Origin of the sequence: Alkalispirochaeta americana, from assembly GCF_900156105.1 — a bacterium.
GTDB classification, from domain to species: Bacteria; Spirochaetota; Spirochaetia; order DSM-27196; family Alkalispirochaetaceae; genus Alkalispirochaeta; species Alkalispirochaeta americana.
Map to the genome: position 1 here is coordinate 77,996 of NZ_FTMS01000010.1, position 16,487 is coordinate 94,482.

16 protein-coding genes and 1 riboswitch are annotated in these 16,487 nt (G+C 59.6%); of the genes, 8 read left to right on the forward strand and 8 right to left on the reverse strand.

The features are described 5' to 3' along the window. Positions 1-124: 124 nt before the first annotated feature. Positions 125-272: riboswitch (FMN riboswitch) on the reverse strand. Positions 273-355: 83 nt separating this feature from the next. The 3 genes from BW950_RS08735 to BW950_RS08745 all read right to left on the reverse strand — a co-directional run bounded on the left by BW950_RS08735 (position 356) and on the right by BW950_RS08745 (position 4,321). Beyond that, a complete protein-coding gene (locus BW950_RS08735) occupies positions 356-1,459 on the reverse strand; it encodes a substrate-binding domain-containing protein (protein WP_076488910.1) in 1,104 nt (367 codons plus the stop codon). Between the two features lie 70 nt (positions 1,460-1,529). Then, positions 1,530-2,795, reverse strand: a complete 1,266-nt coding sequence (locus tag BW950_RS08740) for an ABC transporter permease (protein ID WP_234969070.1) — start codon at positions 2,793-2,795, stop codon at positions 1,530-1,532. A gap of 5 nt (positions 2,796-2,800) precedes the next feature. Next, a complete protein-coding gene (locus tag BW950_RS08745) occupies positions 2,801-4,321 on the reverse strand; it encodes a sugar ABC transporter ATP-binding protein (protein ID WP_076488911.1) in 1,521 nt (506 codons plus the stop codon). 334 nt (positions 4,322-4,655) lie between these two features. Here BW950_RS08745 and BW950_RS08750 point away from each other — a divergent pair, with 334 nt between their 5' ends. Continuing rightward, positions 4,656-5,813 carry an AraC family transcriptional regulator gene (locus BW950_RS08750; RefSeq protein ID WP_076488912.1) on the forward strand — a complete coding sequence of 386 codons (1,158 nt, stop codon included), beginning with the start codon at positions 4,656-4,658 and terminating at the stop codon, positions 5,811-5,813. 7 nt (positions 5,814-5,820) lie between these two features. Here BW950_RS08750 and alr read toward each other — a convergent pair whose 3' ends face one another. Then, positions 5,821-7,035: an alanine racemase gene (alr, locus tag BW950_RS08755; RefSeq protein WP_076488913.1), complete on the reverse strand. Its 1,215-nt coding sequence runs from the start codon at positions 7,033-7,035 to the stop codon at positions 5,821-5,823. A 135-nt stretch (positions 7,036-7,170) separates the two neighbouring features. Continuing rightward, a complete protein-coding gene (locus BW950_RS08760; protein WP_143559182.1) occupies positions 7,171-7,593 on the reverse strand; it encodes a hypothetical protein in 423 nt (140 codons plus the stop codon). A 164-nt stretch (positions 7,594-7,757) separates the two neighbouring features. Between BW950_RS08760 and BW950_RS08765 the strand changes: the two genes are divergently transcribed. Further along, the gene (locus tag BW950_RS08765) at positions 7,758-8,465 is read left to right on the forward strand and encodes a DUF6062 family protein (protein ID WP_076488915.1); all 708 of its coding nucleotides are present in this window, start codon (positions 7,758-7,760) and stop codon (positions 8,463-8,465) included. Continuing rightward, the gene (locus BW950_RS08770; RefSeq protein ID WP_076488916.1) at positions 8,462-8,938 is read left to right on the forward strand and encodes a hypothetical protein; all 477 of its coding nucleotides are present in this window, start codon (positions 8,462-8,464) and stop codon (positions 8,936-8,938) included. The genes BW950_RS08765 and BW950_RS08770 overlap by 4 nt, the downstream gene beginning before the upstream one ends. A 29-nt stretch (positions 8,939-8,967) precedes the next feature. Here BW950_RS08770 and BW950_RS08775 read toward each other — a convergent pair whose 3' ends face one another. Next, on the reverse strand, positions 8,968-9,927 hold the full coding sequence (locus tag BW950_RS08775; RefSeq protein ID WP_159438765.1) for an NlpC/P60 family protein: 960 nt from the start codon (positions 9,925-9,927) through the stop codon (positions 8,968-8,970). Between the two features lie 291 nt (positions 9,928-10,218). Between BW950_RS08775 and BW950_RS08780 the strand changes: the two genes are divergently transcribed. The 4 genes from BW950_RS08780 (at position 10,219) to BW950_RS08795 (ending at position 13,129) form a co-directional block, all read left to right on the forward strand. Further along, on the forward strand, positions 10,219-10,908 hold the full coding sequence (locus tag BW950_RS08780) for a hypothetical protein (RefSeq protein WP_076488918.1): 690 nt from the start codon (positions 10,219-10,221) through the stop codon (positions 10,906-10,908). Beyond that, complete coding sequence (locus tag BW950_RS08785) at positions 10,905-11,807, forward strand: DMT family transporter (protein WP_076488919.1); 903 nt, start codon at positions 10,905-10,907, stop codon at positions 11,805-11,807. The genes BW950_RS08780 and BW950_RS08785 overlap by 4 nt, the downstream gene beginning before the upstream one ends. Continuing rightward, complete coding sequence (locus tag BW950_RS15475) at positions 11,788-12,390, forward strand: NUDIX hydrolase (protein ID WP_076488920.1); 603 nt, start codon at positions 11,788-11,790, stop codon at positions 12,388-12,390. The genes BW950_RS08785 and BW950_RS15475 overlap by 20 nt, the downstream gene beginning before the upstream one ends. Before the next feature lie 100 nt (positions 12,391-12,490). Continuing rightward, the gene (locus BW950_RS08795; RefSeq protein WP_159438766.1) at positions 12,491-13,129 is read left to right on the forward strand and encodes an alpha/beta hydrolase; all 639 of its coding nucleotides are present in this window, start codon (positions 12,491-12,493) and stop codon (positions 13,127-13,129) included. On the opposite strand, the gene BW950_RS08800 is transcribed toward BW950_RS08795, so the two are convergent. Then, positions 13,107-14,273: an acyltransferase family protein gene (locus BW950_RS08800; RefSeq protein ID WP_076488922.1), complete on the reverse strand. Its 1,167-nt coding sequence runs from the start codon at positions 14,271-14,273 to the stop codon at positions 13,107-13,109. The two genes, BW950_RS08795 and BW950_RS08800, sit on opposite strands and share 23 nt — an antisense overlap. Next, on the reverse strand, positions 14,270-15,007 hold the full coding sequence (locus tag BW950_RS08805; RefSeq protein ID WP_143559183.1) for a hypothetical protein: 738 nt from the start codon (positions 15,005-15,007) through the stop codon (positions 14,270-14,272). The genes BW950_RS08800 and BW950_RS08805 overlap by 4 nt, the downstream gene beginning before the upstream one ends. 143 nt (positions 15,008-15,150) lie before the next feature. On the opposite strand from BW950_RS08805, the gene BW950_RS08810 reads away from it, so the two are divergent. After that, the gene (locus tag BW950_RS08810; protein ID WP_076488924.1) at positions 15,151-16,458 is read left to right on the forward strand and encodes an MFS transporter; all 1,308 of its coding nucleotides are present in this window, start codon (positions 15,151-15,153) and stop codon (positions 16,456-16,458) included. Positions 16,459-16,487: the final 29 nt, after the last annotated feature.

Below are 16,487 nucleotides of genomic sequence, written 5' to 3' on the forward strand. Positions count from 1 at the left end.
TGAAAGCCGCACAAAAAAACCCCGGAGATCCACTGGGGACCACCGGGGCGCATTGAACGACGGGAGACGGCTCTCTCCGCACCTTCGAGCACAGAATCGGGCTCGCGAAGACGCAAACAGAACACGCGGTTTTCTCCCTTCCGGACTGTACCGTCGGTACCGGAATTTCACCGGTTCAGCGCAGCCGGGAAAACCCGGAAAGCACTCGCGGACTATAACCGCCGGTCGGGAATTGTCAGCACAAGCCGACGCACCCTGCCCCGAAAACCACGCAAAAGGTACAACGGGAAGAACCTCCCGGTCAAGTCATATGACCGTCTCCGGGAGACTCCCGAGGATCAACCCCCGCCGCTGCTCAATCGTAGAGCAATCCTTTAATCTCGGAATCGTTCATGTTCTCATGAGTGTAGAACCGGGCTCCCGTATCGACATCGGAAACACTCATTCCCTTGTACGCTGCATGAGCGAGGGTCACCGCCTGATAGCCAATGGAGAAAGGGTCTTGCGTGACAGATCCCAGGAAATACTGGTTTGCCACGGCATCCTTCTGGGCACGGCCGGCATCAAAGCCGATTGCCACCAGACCGGGGTACACCACGGGCAGATCGGCCCCGTCATCGGTAGCCGAGAGCAATCCCCGGACCGTCCCCTCGTTACTCATGAAGATACCCCGAATGTTCTGATCACTGACCCGGTTCAGCACCGCCTGGGCAGCCGACGTGGTATCCTGGGCGGAACCCGATGCGGGGACCACCATCTCGATGATCAGCTTCTCGCCCGTGGTGGGGTTATGGCTGTCCACAAAGGCAGGGTTTCCCGTAACGCGAATGTCAGACTTGGCCAGGGGAGAACGGCTCGCTACAACGTCTACCAGGGTATCCCGGAATCCCCGGCCCCGGCTCAGAAGCGATTCGCCACGGGCATCCTGGTTGAGCACCACGATCCTCACGGGCCGGGCCGCTGTGGCTGCATCGATCTCGGCGGCCAGAGCCTCATACATTTTTGCCGCAGCCAGACCGGCAGCGGCAAAGTTATCGGTAGAGGCGTTGGCATGAATAACTCCCGCCGGCGCCTCGGGTACACCCGAGTCAAAACCGATCACAGGAATATTCTGGGCTCCCAGCGATTCCAGCTGGTCCAGTACCGAGGCCGTATCGAGGGCAGCCAAAGCTACCGCCACGGGGCCTCGTGCGATTGCACTGTTCAGCATCTCCACCTGAATCTGCACATCACTCTCCGAAGGAGGCCCTTCGAAGGTCATCTCTACTCCCAACTCCTCGGCGGCCGTGGCCGCACCCAAGCGAACCTGCTGCCAGAAATCGTGCTGCTCCCCCTTGGACACCACAGCAATGTACGGCACCTGATCCCGTTCCCGTCCGCCCCCTGCAAAGGCGGGCAGAACCGTCACGAACGCCAGCACCAGGGCAATCGCTGCACAATACCCTTTTGAACCCTTCATACACCAACCTCCTATGCATCTTTCTCCGGGTACCCCGCGGCCCCGGTTTTTTTCTGTTTCACCGCCGGGACTAGTCTTTCTCTTTTTTGAGCATCGCCCGAAACTCCCGCTCTGCTGCCTTTTCTTCAGCCTCAACCCGGGCCGCCTCAGCTTTCTCCTCGCGGCGCATGCGCCGGTAGGTCTCTTTCATTTCCTGCTGGAGCGCCTGTATCTGCTCCCGCCCTGCCGGGATGTCCTCGGAAGAGCCCCCCCCGGTGGACGAGAGCCCCCCCCGAATCTGGTCGATCTTCCGCTGCATATCGCTTCGATAGAGATCGGCCGGCGTGAGAACCCTCACCTCCGAGGTCTTTTTGGTTCGGTAGATATCCAGAAGAACCGCCGCGATCACCACAATCCCCGTGAAAAAGGTCTGGTAGTGAGCCTGAAGATTCATGGCGGGCAACCCGCTGCGAAGCACGGCCATGATAAACACCCCGATCAGCGTGCCGAAGACCGATCCCACTCCTCCCGAAAGGGATGTTCCGCCGATAACTGCTCCGGCGATAGCAAAGAGCTCAAACCCCTGGCCCTGGGCAGGCATCACCGTGGTATAGACGGCGGCAAAGGAGATACCGCTGATACCAGCGGCAATACCACTCACGATGTAGGCTGACATCTCCCAGCGTTCGACCTTCACCCCAGACAAACGGGCCGCTTCCTTGTTGCTCCCGATGGCAAAAATGTAGCGACCCATTTTGGTTCGGGTCAGAATGATGTGAAAGATAATTGTCACCCCGAAGAGCACCAGAGCTCCCGTGGGGATCGCCACGCGATCGGGAGAGATGTACTTGAAGATATTTCGGAACCACCCCGAGGGATCAGACCTCGGAGGAAAGGCGGCGCTCCGCACGTTGGAGACGATCGAACCGATCCCCATGGAAACCATCATCATTCCCAGGGTTGCAATGAAAGGAGGAAGCTTCAGCTTTGCCACCATCAACCCGTTGATCAGCCCGAAGAAGGTGGCCACCGCCATGATCAGCACCAGGGAAGGCCCCATGGACCACCCCCAGGTGCGGAACGCCGTGCCACCAACAATGGCCGCGCACATGGCAACGGTCCCCACGGAGAGATCGATCCCCCCGGTGATAATCACAAAGGTGACCCCCAGGGCGAGAAACCCTATGTAATAGGAGGCGTCAAGAATATTGACCAGCGTATTGTAGGAAAAAAAATTCCGCCCGAAGAAGCCGAAGAAGAGGTAAATCAATACCAGCGCCAGGGGCGCCAGCAACTTCTGGAGCCCCTTGTCACGAAGCGTACGCCACTGTTTTCCGTTCATCCCTGTTCCTGCCATCCTGTCTACTCCTGGTTTCTCATGGTAGCGAGTTTCATGATCGATTCCTGGCTGGCTTCGGAAATATCCAGCTCTCCCGTGATCCGCCCTTCGCACATCACCACAACACGATCGCTCATGCGCAGCACCTCGGGAAGCTCCGACGAGATCATGATGATCGATTTACCCTGCTCAGCAAGCTCGGTCATAAGCGCGTAGATCTCGCTCTTGGCCCCCACATCGATCCCCCGGGTGGGTTCATCAAAGATGAGGATATCACTGTTCCGGATCAGCCATTTGGCAATAACAACTTTCTGCTGGTTCCCCCCGGAGAGGTTCCGGATGATCTGATCGATCGAGGGCGTTTTGACCCGGAGCTTTTCGATGTACGCCTCGGTCTCGGCGGCGACTTTTCGGAACTGAATGAACCAGTTCTTCTCGAACCGCTCCAGGGCGGCCATAACAGCGTTCTCCCGGATACTCAGGTTCAGCGCCAGGCCGTAGCGCTTTCGATCTTCCGAGAGATACCCTAACCCGTGGGCTACCGCGTCGGCGGGGGTCTTGATCCAGACCGGGCGTCCCTTGATCTCTATCATGCCTCTCTGGACAGGATCGGCCCCGAAGATCGCCCGGGCGGTCTCGGTGCGCCCCGCCCCCATCAGGCCGGCAAAACCGAGGATTTCTCCCTGACGGAGGGAAAAGCTCACATCCTTCACCATCCTGCCCGCCTTGAGGTGATCCACCTTGAGCACCACCGGCGCATCATCGGGAACGGCGCTTTTTTCCTTGGGTGTCTCGAAAATGACTCGCCCCACCATCATGTTGATAATCTCGTCCCTGGAAACATCCCGGGTAACACGGGTTCCCACGTACTCGCCATCGCGCATCACCGTAACCCGATGGGTAATCTCGCCAATCTCGTCCATGCGATGGGAAATATAGATCATCCCCACGCCCTGGTCGGAGAGACCTCTCATAATGGTAAAAAGTTCTGCAATCTCGTTATTTGTGAGGGCTGCTGTTGGTTCATCGAGGATCAGAACCCGCAGATCGTGGGAGACAGCTTTGGCGATTTCCACCATCTGCTGCTTTCCCACGGTGAGCGTTCCCAGGAGAGCCGTGGGATCGATATCCATGTTCAGGCGGTCAAAGAGACGCGCAGCCCGTCTGTTTTGCTCGCCCTCGTCCAGCAAAAGCCCCCCCGGACGGGTAGACTCCCGACCTATAAAAATATTCTGGGCCACCGTGAGGTGATCCATCATGTTCAACTCCTGGTGAATGATCCCGATGCCCATCTCCAGGGCGTATTTTGGATGGCGAGGATTGAAGAACCTCCCCAAATACGAGATCTCACCAGCGTCTTTTTTTACGATACCCGTGAGAGTTTTCACCAGGGTTGATTTCCCGGCACCGTTCTCTCCGACCAGCGCGTGAACTTCCCCCCGGAGCAGGGAGAAATCTACGCCCTTCAGGGCCCGAACCCCCGTAAAGGTCTTCTCGATTCCCTTGAGGGAGAGTATCTCTTCGGTCTCTGCTCTTTCTTCCATGCACCGCCCTCTTCTTCGCTTCCTCTGCTCCAGCTCGGGATATCTCTTGAGATTGTGTACCCGGAAATCCGCCAGCACAATGCGCAATATGCGCAGTTTCTATTCTGTTTTGCGAAACCCTGGAACGGTCCCTGATATAACCGATTCCAGCCAGCAAGGATCACCAGCGGGATCTCTCTGTATAGAGTACCACGGGAAGCCAATCTGTCAATCAATTGTTTTACATATTTACCAGAGAACACTTTTGGCATATACCAAAAAGAAACACCCACTTATCGCAGAAGATATATTGTTTTGCGCCCCTTCAGTACGCTTCGTGATATAGTTCATTCCAATGAAGAAAATCGCCCTGGGCCTGGCACTTTCAGACTATTACGATCACGGGATTGCCCGAGGAATCGTCCGCTATGCCCGAATGAAACCGGGCTGGCAGCTTTTTGGTCACGGCTGGATGTTCTCGCCCCTGGAGGATCTCACAAGCTGGCGAGGCGACGGGGTGATCACCCGGATCGAGTCCCCCCGGGAGATCGGGGTCATGAAGGATCTGCCCTGTCCGGTGATCGATGTCGCCAACGGCTCCCGGACCGAGGGAATCCACCGCGTTTACAACAACGACATCGCCACCGGAACAATCGCGGGAAAGCACTTTATCGAAAACGGCTTCCGTTCCTTTGCCTACTGCGGAATCAGCGATGGTCAGTGGTCCCAGGAACGACGGCAGGGATTTCTGAAGGCCATTTCTGCCGTTGCCGAGCCCCGGGAAACGCCGATTTTTGAACGACCACTGGAATGGTGGCTGAAAGAACCCTACAGTTTCGAACTGGCTCTCTTTCTGGCACGATTGCCCAAACCCACGGGGCTCTTTGCCTGCAACGACAAGGCGGGACTCCGCGTGAGCATCACCTGCGCGTCCCAGGGGATCGCCGTACCCGAGGATATCGCGATTCTGGGCGTGGATAACGAGGAGATTCCCTGCGAGCTGGCAAACCCCTCCATGTCATCGATAGAGTTGCAGCTTGAGCGGATCGGGTACTCGGCGGCACGGGTTCTGGACAATCTGATCTCCGCAAAAGCCTCCTCCGGCCCGGAGCCCCGCCCCGCCCCGGGAGCGGACACGGATATCACGATTGATCCCTTTCAGGTGATCGAGCGGCGCTCCACAGCGATCTACGCCAGCGAAGATCCCCTGGTGGGGGACGTCTTCCGTGTTATCCGCTCCGAAGAGGGCCACACACGGTCGGTTTCAGAGATCGCCAGCGAACTTGCCGTGGGCCGACGAACCATGGAGAAGCATTTTCGCGAGGAAACAGGCCGAACCGTCCACGGAGCGATTGTGGAACAGCGTGTCAGGGTGGCAGCGCATCTGCTGAAAACAACCCAGCTCAAGACCGAGGCCGTGGCGAGGGAAGCGGGCTTTGGCTCCATGCAACGGTTTTTTGCCCACTTCCGGCAGCACCTGGGGGTCACGCCTCACCAGTACCGGTCCCGGTAACGCCGCACTACCGGGCCCCGGCGCCACCCCGGGCCTCACCCGGATCGCCCGTGACAAAGCCCTCTCTCTGAGTGGTCCAGGCTGTAATGCGCCCCCCCCGCAGGTATACCCGAGGAAGGCGGACAGAGAGTCCGCAGGTAATCTCATAGGGGATCGTTCCCGTCAACCGGGCCAGCTCTCCCGCTCCGATGCCATCTCCCAAAAGCACTACCTCGTCACCCCGACGCACCCGCGACGCGATTGATGTGAGATCCAGGGTGATTGCATCCATGGAGACCCGTCCCATGACAGGCACACGCCTTCCGTGAATCAGGACCTCCCCCCGGTTCGAGAGCGCCCGGGGGTACCCGTCACCATAGCCGATCGGAACCACTCCCACGGTCGTTCCTGCCTTGACTCGCCAGGTTCTGCCGTAGCCCACTGTCCAGGAGCGGTCATAGGAGGTGATTTTGACCAGCCGGCTTACCACCCGCAGAGCAGGCCGAAGAGGCATCTCCTGACTGACCTGGTCGCTTGGGTGAATCCCGTAGACGGCGATTCCCGGGCGAACCAGATCATACGAGGACCGCGAAGGAAAATCGATCAAAGCACCGCTGTTCGCGATATGGCGATACCGGATTGGGACCTTTGCCCGATCGGCTCCCTGGAGAAGGTCCTGAAAGCGATGTAATTGCTCTTGCGAAAACGAAAGATCTCCCTCGTCGGAGGAAGCAAAGTGTGAGAAAAGACCTTCCAGGTGGAGCGCCGGCAAGGCGGCTATATCGAGCAAATCCTGAAGGGGATCAGCCGAGAAGAGTCCCAGACGGCCCATTCCTGTATCCACGTTCAGGTGAACCCGGGCAGTGACGCCCAATCGAAGGGCACAGTCGCTCAAGAAGCGAGCGTACTCCCTGGATCCTGCGGCGAAGCGAGCCCCCTGCTGCAGAGCCTCCCGAGCCTCCTCGGGAAAAAGCTCTCCCAGAATCAGAACAGGCACGGTCAGCCCCTGGTCCCGGAGAATGAGAAACTCCTCGGCCGTTGCCACGGCGAGCATCTCCACGCCGAAGCGTTCTGCCGTCTGAGCCACCGGGACCAGACCGTGCCCGTAGGCATCGGACTTTACGGCGGGCATGAGCTTTACCCCCGGAACACGGGTCGAGAGAATGTTCAGATTGTGATCGATAGCGTCCAGATCAATGCAGGCACGGGTGTGCCGGAGGGGGCCTTGAGCTGCTTGGTCCATGGGATAGAGCCTATCCCGAAAACCTCACCTTATTCGAGCCGTATTTTCTCGGAACGGCCAAGGCCTGCAGTCAATACCTCCTCCGGCATCGGTCCTGATCCGCCTCCGGCAGAAAATCAAGAAACAGCGGTGAACTCACAGGTAGCGGGAGAACCACCGGGCCAGGCCTTTTCCGTACTGGGCGGAGAAATCCCGGGCAGCTTCATCAGCCGTTACGGCGGGGTTGCTCTGCTGCAGGTAGTACCAGTGGGTGGAGATCGCCAGATAGAGCTGTCCCCGTGTTCTTTCAGGAAAGGCACTGCGAACTTCCCAGTGATCAATAGCCCTGTTGAGGGGCGTGTAGACGTTCTCGTACCAGGAGAAGATCGCATCGTCCCAGGTTATGGTCCAGGGAATGCTCCGGTTGATCAAAAACTTGTGAACCTCCACGTGTTCCGCCAGGGCGGCCCAATCCTCTTCTCTATGGATCTGAAGGTTCTCATCCTGCAGAAGCAGCTGCAAGTCTTTCGTCTGGTTCCGCGTCGTGGCGCCTTTTGCTCGTGTAGTTGTCTGTGTCATCGGTATTACCTCCATGCAATCGTTTACTCCGATGAACACAATATACCTCGCAAAGAAAAAATGTTCAACATTTTTGCTTGACAAATTTTTATTTTGACCCTTCCGCTCAATTCTCCTTCCCCGAGCCCTTTGACGACCAAGCCGAACCTGGACTAGTCTGAGGAATGGCCCATATTGATTACCACGCTGTTCTGGAGGCCCTTCAGAACCACCAGGACCGATGCCCGCTGTGCTGTTTTCTGGAAAAGGCCGAGGACTCCTATTTTGATTCTCTTCTCTATAGCTGGGTTGGAACCGAAGGGTTCCAGGACCGGTTCCTGGCAGCAAACGGATTCTGCCCGGCCCACGCCCACCATCTGAGAGAGCAGAACGACGGCGTCGCTGTGGCGATGCTCTACGCACCTTTGCTCAAGCACCGCCTGCGGTGGCAGCAGAACCGGCACAGACTGCCTCGACTGTTTCGGCCCCTGGGCCGCCTGAAGCTTCGCCGGAATCAGGGCCCCGCAGCCCGGGGATCCCGGGCATCCCTGAGAGACTGTCCGCTCTGCGAACAGATTGCCCTCTGGGAAACCCACTTTCTGCACAACCTCTTCCGCCACCAGAAGGAGCTCCCCCTGCAAGAAGCCTTTCGCTCCGGAACAGGCCTGTGTCTCCCGCACTTTGAACGCCTCCTCTGGGGTGTCGGGAAAGCACCGGCCTGGCTCTCCCACCATCAGGACGAGCGGGTCCGGACACTCCAGGAATCGGTGGAAGAATACGCCTCGGGCAGCCAGGGGCGAAACTCCACGGTCTGGAGGGAACTCCTTGAATACATGGAGGGCCCCGCCCGGGCCGTCCGCCACACAGGGCACCGAAGGAGGTTTCGATCATGACGAACCGCACCGGTCTCTTTCCCCCCTCCAGGAAGACGTTCTCCGGGAGAAGTTCTCCGCGTCGCGATCATTTCCTTCCAGGACTGGTTTTGTCGCTGCTTCTGCTCAGCCTCTCTCCCCTTGTGGCTTCGGGCGAGACCCCCGGCCAGTATCTCCCTGAACTGGCCCTCGCCCGGGAGGGGAGCTATTTGCTTCTGCTTCTTGCGGAGGATCAAAACGATGATCGCCTCTTTGAGGTCCACCTGGCCCTATCCAATCGATGGGATGCCCTGACGAGACGAAAGATTCAGCCCCTGGATATTCTCCCCCGTCGCCACGATGTGACCGCCCTGGCCCGGCTTCTGGGTGTCCAGGGGAGCGATTTTGCACTCGTCCTCCTGAATCACCAGGGGGATGTGCTCTTCAGGAGCACCGACCCCGCCCGGGCGCTGGAGGCCCTCCCCGCTGTAGATGCAGATCGTCGCAGGGAATAACCTCCTCGTCCCGGGCAGGGTGGGAGGGCTCAGTTGGAACGCGGCGGCTCCGAGCGGCGGCGATGCTCCTCGAAGGCTCGTTGCTGCTGTTCCTGCCATATTCTGAAATCACCCTCCACAATACCATCCCAGGTTTCCCAGGGAGAGTCCCTCTCGCGGATATAGGTGCTGCGCGCGGCAGCCCGGGGCGTTGCTGCAGGAGCTGACTCCTGGGTGGTTCGTACCAGCTCCCCCGATTCCCAGCGTCCTTCCAGAATATCCCCCGAGGCGGCGACAAAACGACCCTGGCCGTGCATTTCTCCCGACCGGAAGCCGCCCCGATAGCGGTCTCCGTTGGCCCAGGTGTAGGTGCCCGTTCCCTCGAAAAAGCCCTGCCGGAACTCGCCCTCGTAGTGATCGCCGTTGTTCATATCCATGGCCCCCCTGCCGTGGGGCTCTCCATTATCGAGATCACCCGTATACGTGCCCTGGGAGAAACGAATCGCTTCGTTCTCGGCCATCCGCGCCACCGCAGCCGGCTCGGGCAAGACCCGGGAAGCACTATAGTACCGGGTTGCCCAATAGCGTGCGCTCAAAGGGGTGATAGTAACGCCCCGGTTGGGTCCGTTTGAGATAGCGTGGATGATCGAATCCTGCCCCATATAAATGGCCACGTGGGTCACCACATCGGAGCGCCCGCCGGTGGCAAAAAAAACCAGATCTCCGGGCCGAAGAGATTCCCGGGGAACTCGCTGACCCACCTGAGCCATGTCCCGCGATACCCGGGGGAGGTCCGGGACATGATTGCGATACACCCGCAAGACAAAACCGCTACAGTCAAAGCACGGCGGAGAGACCCCGCCAAGACAATACTCCGCTCCCGAGTAGGCCTGGGCCGGACGCAGAATATCGCGTTGCACATCCACCGCCGCCAGCGGTACCGCCAGAGTCACCGCCAGAGCAGTAACGGTCCAACAAAACCCAATCGTTCCGAGCATCCCCGGTTTCATACGCAGCCCTCCTTTTCGCAACTCCCGGAACAGTCTGTTCCCGGGTGGAAGATCGATTTTCCTGAAAGATCCCACTCTAATCATATCCTCCTGGAGAAAGTTGTCCAGCTTTGTCGGCTCATTGCCAGGAAATACCAGAACCGATCTCCCCGCGTGCCCCCAGGGCGCCTCCCGGTTGTGAAAGACCCTGCTCCGTATTACAATCCTTCAATGCAACAGTCCGAACGACCAGCCCGCCCCGGGGGGCGCCGTGTCCTCTTTGTGGATCCACCAAGCGTTATCAGGGAACATATGGTTCGATTCCTTGTCACAGCCCAGTACGAGACAGCGATTGTCAAGGACTACCGATCCATCCAGGCCGTGCTCCACAAGTTCCCCGGCTCCGTGGTCTATTTCAACGCCGACTCCCGCATGCCTGCAGGAACCCTGGACCAGGTGGTGAAATCGGTTCTTTCGGGCAAGGAAAAACACGGCGCCGATGTGGGGTTGCTCTCCTACAACAACGATCCCGACCAGGCCCGCCGCTATCTGCTGGATATCGGAATCACCTGTGGCTACATCACCCTGAATATCGGCTTCGAGAAAAGCGCGCGGATTATCATAAAAGCCCTCGAGGCTGCCGAAGCGCGGGGCGACCGCCGTTTCGTCCGGGTCAGGGTCCCCCGGGGAAAGGCCTCCCTGAACATTATCACCAATGCCGACGGGCGCCCCCTGTCAGGCACCATCCTGGATATCAGCGAAGTGGGCATGGCCTGCATCCTCGACACCGATTACTCCGTGGGAACGGTCTTTCCCGATATACAGCTTCGCCTGTGGGGAACACTGTGCAACGCCTCCGCCACCATAGCAGGGAAGAGGGAAACTCCCCAGGGAAAAGTCAGTGTCCTCCTCTTTGAGAAGTTCACCGACGGAGGCGTGCGGGGCAAGGTATACTCCTTCCTGCAACGGGTCATGCAACACGAGGTGGATTCTCTTCTGTGATCGTTCACCTGGCCATGCTCACCACCATGATCCTCTGGGGGGTCTCCTTTGTCGCCTCCAAGCTCGTCCTGGAGGAAATATCCCCCCTGACCTACATGGGGATACGTTTCCTCCTGGCATCGCTCCTTCTGGCTGGAGTCATGATCCTGCGGGGACGGCCCCGCTTTTCCCGGAAAACCCACGGCCTGATCGCCCTGACGGCCCTGGCAGAACCGGTGGCCTACTTTCTTTTCGAGACCTTCGGCCTCAACCTGCTCTCCCCCTCAATCGCTTCCCTCATTATCGCCACAACGCCCCTGGCGGTCATGGTCCTGGCCGCAGCTTTTCTGCAGGAGCCTCTCTCGACGAGGGGAATCACGGCGGTCTTTCTTTCCATCGGCGGGATAGCCTTGCTGGTTCTGGGCAACGGAAACTCGGGCGCCCTGGGCACCCCCGATCCCCGGCAGCTTTTGGGGATCGCCCTGATCTTCGGAGCGGTCATTTCGGCGGCCTGTTATATCACCCTGGCACGAAACCTGACTCAACGTCACGATCCCGTTAATCTCACGGTGATCCAAACCTGGTGGGGCGCAGGGGTCTTTTTCCTGCTTTGGCGCCTTCAGCCGCCTTTGCTGCGAACCCTCTCCTTGAGCCCCCTCGGGTGGGGCGCGGTCATCTTTCTTGCTGCAGGGGCCACGGTTCTGGCCTTCCTGTTGTACAACTGGGCGCTCCGCTACGAGACAGCCGGGCGGGCGGCGCTCTACATCAACGCTATCCCCGTAATAACAGCCATAACAAGCTGGTTTGTTCTGGGAGAGCGATTATCCCCGATCCAGGGAGCGGGAGCTGTCCTGGTGCTCCTGGCTGTCCGCTTCTCTTCTCATCGCAAGGAGGTCCTGATTGTCCCACCAGAAGGCTAGTCATTCCACACATTATTTCGAGACATCTCCCCGCCCGCCCCTGCATCACTGCCCCCACTGTGGCAGGGAAGGGTTCTCCTTCGACGGAAGAAACCGTTTCTCCTGCGAAACCTGCGGGTTTGTCTATTTTCACAACACCGCAGCTGCCTGCGGAGCGATCCTCACCATATCTCAGGGCCCTCAAAAGGGGCGCATCCTTCTCCTCCGCCGGGGCCAGGAGCCCCGGGCAGGGATGCTCGACTTTCCCGGCGGGTTCATCGACCCCGGCGAATCAGCCGAAGAGGCCCTGTTGCGGGAAATCCGGGAGGAAGTTAACCTGACAGCCCGGGATCTGCGGTATTTTTTCTCCGCCTCAAACCGCTATCTCTACCGGGATGTTCCCTACACCACCTGTGATCTCATCTTTACCGGAACACTTTCGGGGCCGCCCGAATCTTTCCAGAAATCGGAGATCAGCGGGTTTACCCTGCTCCTGCCGGAAGAAATATCCCTGGACGAGATCGCCTTCCCCTCTCTCCGGGCGGCCATGGCGAGATTCCTCCAGGCTCCGCCCGGCCCTGACGGAGAACCAGCCCGAGGCTGAACCGGATACGCCCGCACCCTGGAGATATATTGAGAAGCAAAGGAGCCCTATGCAACCTTTCGATCTAAGTACCATTGAAGGCCCCCATGCAGGACAGCCTGTGATTACAGAAGGACCAGGCCCCGGAAAGGCAGCGGCAGCACTGATCCTTCTTCACGGCCGAGGATCCGGAGCCCAGCAGATCCTGGGGCTGGGAAGAACCATCGTCCATTCCCTGGGCCGACGAGACCTTCTTCTCCTGGCGCCCCACGCCATGCGCTCAACCTGGTATCTCCCCCGCTTCGCCGAACTGAAGGACCCTCTGGACCCCTGGCTCGTCTCGGCACGCCAGGCCGTGGACGCCCTCATAACAAAGATGACCGCCGGCGGCATCGCCCGGGAAAAAATCTTTCTTTTGGGCTTCAGCCAGGGAGCCTGCCTTGTGGCCGATAGAGCCTTGCGGATTCCCCAGCGCTACGGAGGCCTCTTCATCCTGAGCGGAGCTTCGCTCCCCCCTGCGAACCGGGAAGAAGATGAACCGGAAAATCCCGCCGCCAACATGGAAGGAACCCCCGTCTGCATAGGTTGCAGCCAGGAGGACCCCCACATTCCCCTGGCCCGCCTCCGGGCAACAGAAGAGGCGCTGCGAAAGGCTTCAGCCTCAGTGGAGACTCTGGTATACCCCGGCGCGGGTCACACCGTGACACCGGAAGAGATGTCCCTGGTCCAGGAGATTCTCACCCGGGGGATCGTTTCCTGAACCCCCTGATCAGGATCAGCCAGCCCTCGGAGAGGGCCAGGGAAAGCATTACCGTTACCGTCACGGCCAGCAGGAACTTGCCCTCCGGAGGAACCCGGGGAACACCACGAAGCAGAAAAACCACAGGAGCCAGTACCAGCGGGTGCAGGCAATAGATGCCCAGGGCGTTCCGGGCCCCCCGGCGCCAGATCCGCCCCCGGCGTTCCAGGCCGCACCTGGCAAGAGCAAGCGCTACCATGAGCCAGGAAAGCGTCATGCCCGCCATGAGGAGAGCCGTAGCAGCCTGCACGACCAGATCCTCCCGCTGTTCCGGGAGCACCCCCAGGCGATTGGCCCCGTAGCCCACCAGAAAAACAAGCCCCAGGGGAAGCCACAAAGAGAGGCGGGGCCAGGCCTTCTCGCCACGAAGCCATTCACGATGAAGAAAGAGGCCGCGACCAGCCACCAGACCGTAGAGGAAATACCCTCCGTAGAGAGGTATTCTCAGGGGCTGCTCCATAAAGAGGTAGTTCCAGTGGCCCCACCCGTCCAGAGGAACTCGGCGGTGAACCAGAAACACCCCCAGCGACGTGAGACAATAAAGGAGCAGGACTCCCCGCCAGCGCTCGCGGCGGCACCGCTCGCAATTTTCAGGAGGTTCCTGATCGAGCCAGCGGGCAAACGCGGGAATCCGGGAAGCCACCGCCAGAATCAGGAAAAAAACCAGAAGCAGGCCCAGAAATCCGTACACCGACTGGTGGTAAAGGGATGTAAAAAACCGGGGCCACCAGGACCGGAGACCTTCCCACCGCTCACCCCGGGCAAGGAGCCCCAAATGCACCGGGAGGGGCGCCGCCACAAGAACCCCTGCGATCCAGAGAGGGGCCAGGCACCGCACCTTCTGAACCATGAAGGCCCCTGCCCCCCGACGACTCACGGAAAAAACGGCAAAATACCCCGCAATAAAACAGAGAATTGGCAACAGGGGCAACTCCAGAAGCACCCCGAGAAGCCCCACCCAGGGTGAACCGGAAGTATCCCTCACGACCCACCAGGCCGAACCGGGAACACCGTAGCTCAGAGCCCCCTGGGTAGCTACCACGAGCAGAACCAGAACAAACCGCAGGTTATCGATCCCCTCCAGGTGGGGCGCTGTCTCTCTCATACCTCTGATTGTAGCCGAGGAGGATCGGCCAGTTCCACCTCCGAATCTCCAAAGGAGAAACCTCGCCACGCATCGGGGTTGCGCTGCAGGGAGACACGAAGGCGCCAGATCGTCCGCCTGCGCCAGGAGGAACTCTTGCGCCAGTCCCGAAACATATCGCTGGACACAATCAGAGCCGGTCCTGCCTCGGCCCGTTCCAGAATGCGCAGATCCGCCGGGGTTCCCGAGGGAACCACCTCCACCTCCTGCACACGATCTGCCAGGGAGGCCAACTCCTCCCGGGAAATGAGCCCGTAGATGGTTGCATCGGCCACAAGAGCCAGGTTGTGCACACCAAAAGCCTGAAGCGTTTCAAGAACTCTCAACAGAGTGGCATAATCCAGGGTCCAGAGGAGGTTATTCAGATCCACCACGGCCCCACGCCGCTCCCGGGGGGAGAAGCGCCGCCGCAAGCAAAGCTCTTGCCGGGGCAGGCCCGGCAGAACACCCGTACAGGCCAGGCGCGAAAGTCCGGGAGAATCCTTCACGGCCCGCACCAGGGCTCCGGGAGTCCTGAGAATATCCCGGACTTTGCCGCAGGAGATCCGATTCTGCAAGAGCCTCGAGGTACGGACCCGCTGACCCGGCTGAACCGTCTCGATCAGACGAAATAATTCCTGCTCTGTTTCGTTTCGGAGGTTTTCCTGAAGGTTCCGGTTCTCCTGAAGGGTGTCGTCCTGAAAAAAATCGTTCACCACCCCCAGTGTACCACCGCCCTTGGTGATGGAGAAGCCGCCTCGGCCAGAGAAGACAATCCCGACAGAGAAGACTCCCGGAAACGGCGGGCTCCCGCAGTGGAGCGCTGTACCCCCGGAGTAAATCAGAGTAGGATTGATCCATGGCATTACCAGTCGCGACAGCTCACAAAGAGACGGCTCTCTTCAGCCTTCTTCTCTGGTTTTTCTGGGCAGGAATCGTCAGTGTCGAGGGATTTCTCCTCCCCTACCTCACCGAGCAGGGCTTTCCTCCGAGCCAGGCAGGACTGGTCATGTCGGCACTCTTCCTCTGCGCGATCCCGGGGCAACCCTTCTGGGGGCATGTTTGCGACCGCCTGGGCACACACCGGCCGATCTTTCTGGGGGTCATTCTCACCGGGGCGGCGGCACTCCTCTTCATCCCCCTGGCGATTCCCCGACTCCCCCTGGTAATCGGAATAACCATGATCTACTCCGTCACGGTGAACTCCATGCCGGGCAATCTGGACGGCTGGATCATGGCGCGCCGAAGACTGGTCCCCAAGATCGAGTACGGCATGGCCCGGGCCATGGGGTCCTTCGGCTTCGCCCTCTGGGCAATCCTCCTGGGGACGCTCTATGACCGCTGGGGGCTGCACTTGATCTTCCCCGTCTTTGGCCTCTTCGCCCTCCTGGCTGCGGGGGTAGCCCTCTTCACCCCCGATAGCGGGAGCCTGGGCATCACCCCCCCTTGGGCATCATCCCCCATGGACTGTGGCAGCGCCGCCTCGGGAATTTCCCTCCGGGACAGCACGAGTTCCGCCGTCCCGGCTTCTTCCTCGCCATCGTCCTTCACCCAGGTGGTTCGCCTGGTTTGGGATCACCGGCCGTACCGGATATTTGTGCTCTCTTCGATCCTGCTCTTCACGGCCTTCCGCGCCACCTACACCTTTCTGCCATTGCTCATTGCCGAGGTGGGCGGAGGGAACCGTCATATCGGCTGGGCCCATTCCGTGGGGGCCGCCACAGAAATCCCGGTCATGATCATGGCGGGGTTTCTGCTCCGCAAGATTCGCCCGGAAAAGACGATACTCGCGGCCATGATCATCATGACCATCAGAATGTCCTTCTACGCTTTTGTCAGAAGCCCCGGTGCGATCATCGCCCTCCAGGGTCTCCACGGCCTCTCCTTCGGACTGTTTCTGGCCTCCTCGGTCTATTACATCGAGGACATAGCCCCGGCCGGGTCAAAATCGCTCTTTCAGGCTCTGGCCCCTTCGATGTACTTCGGTCTGGGCAGTGTTCTGGGAAGTTCCCTTGGCGGGGTGGTGGTGGATACCCTGGGGCTTCGGGTCCTCTTTGGACTGGCTCCCCTGGGAATGGCCGGGGCAGCGCTTATCTTCTACAGCAAATCCCGTACAACAAATCCCGGCAAGAACCGGCTCAACCCAGGGGGTGATCGATCCCCATGACCGCATCGCCGCGGCTCACTGGATCGGAG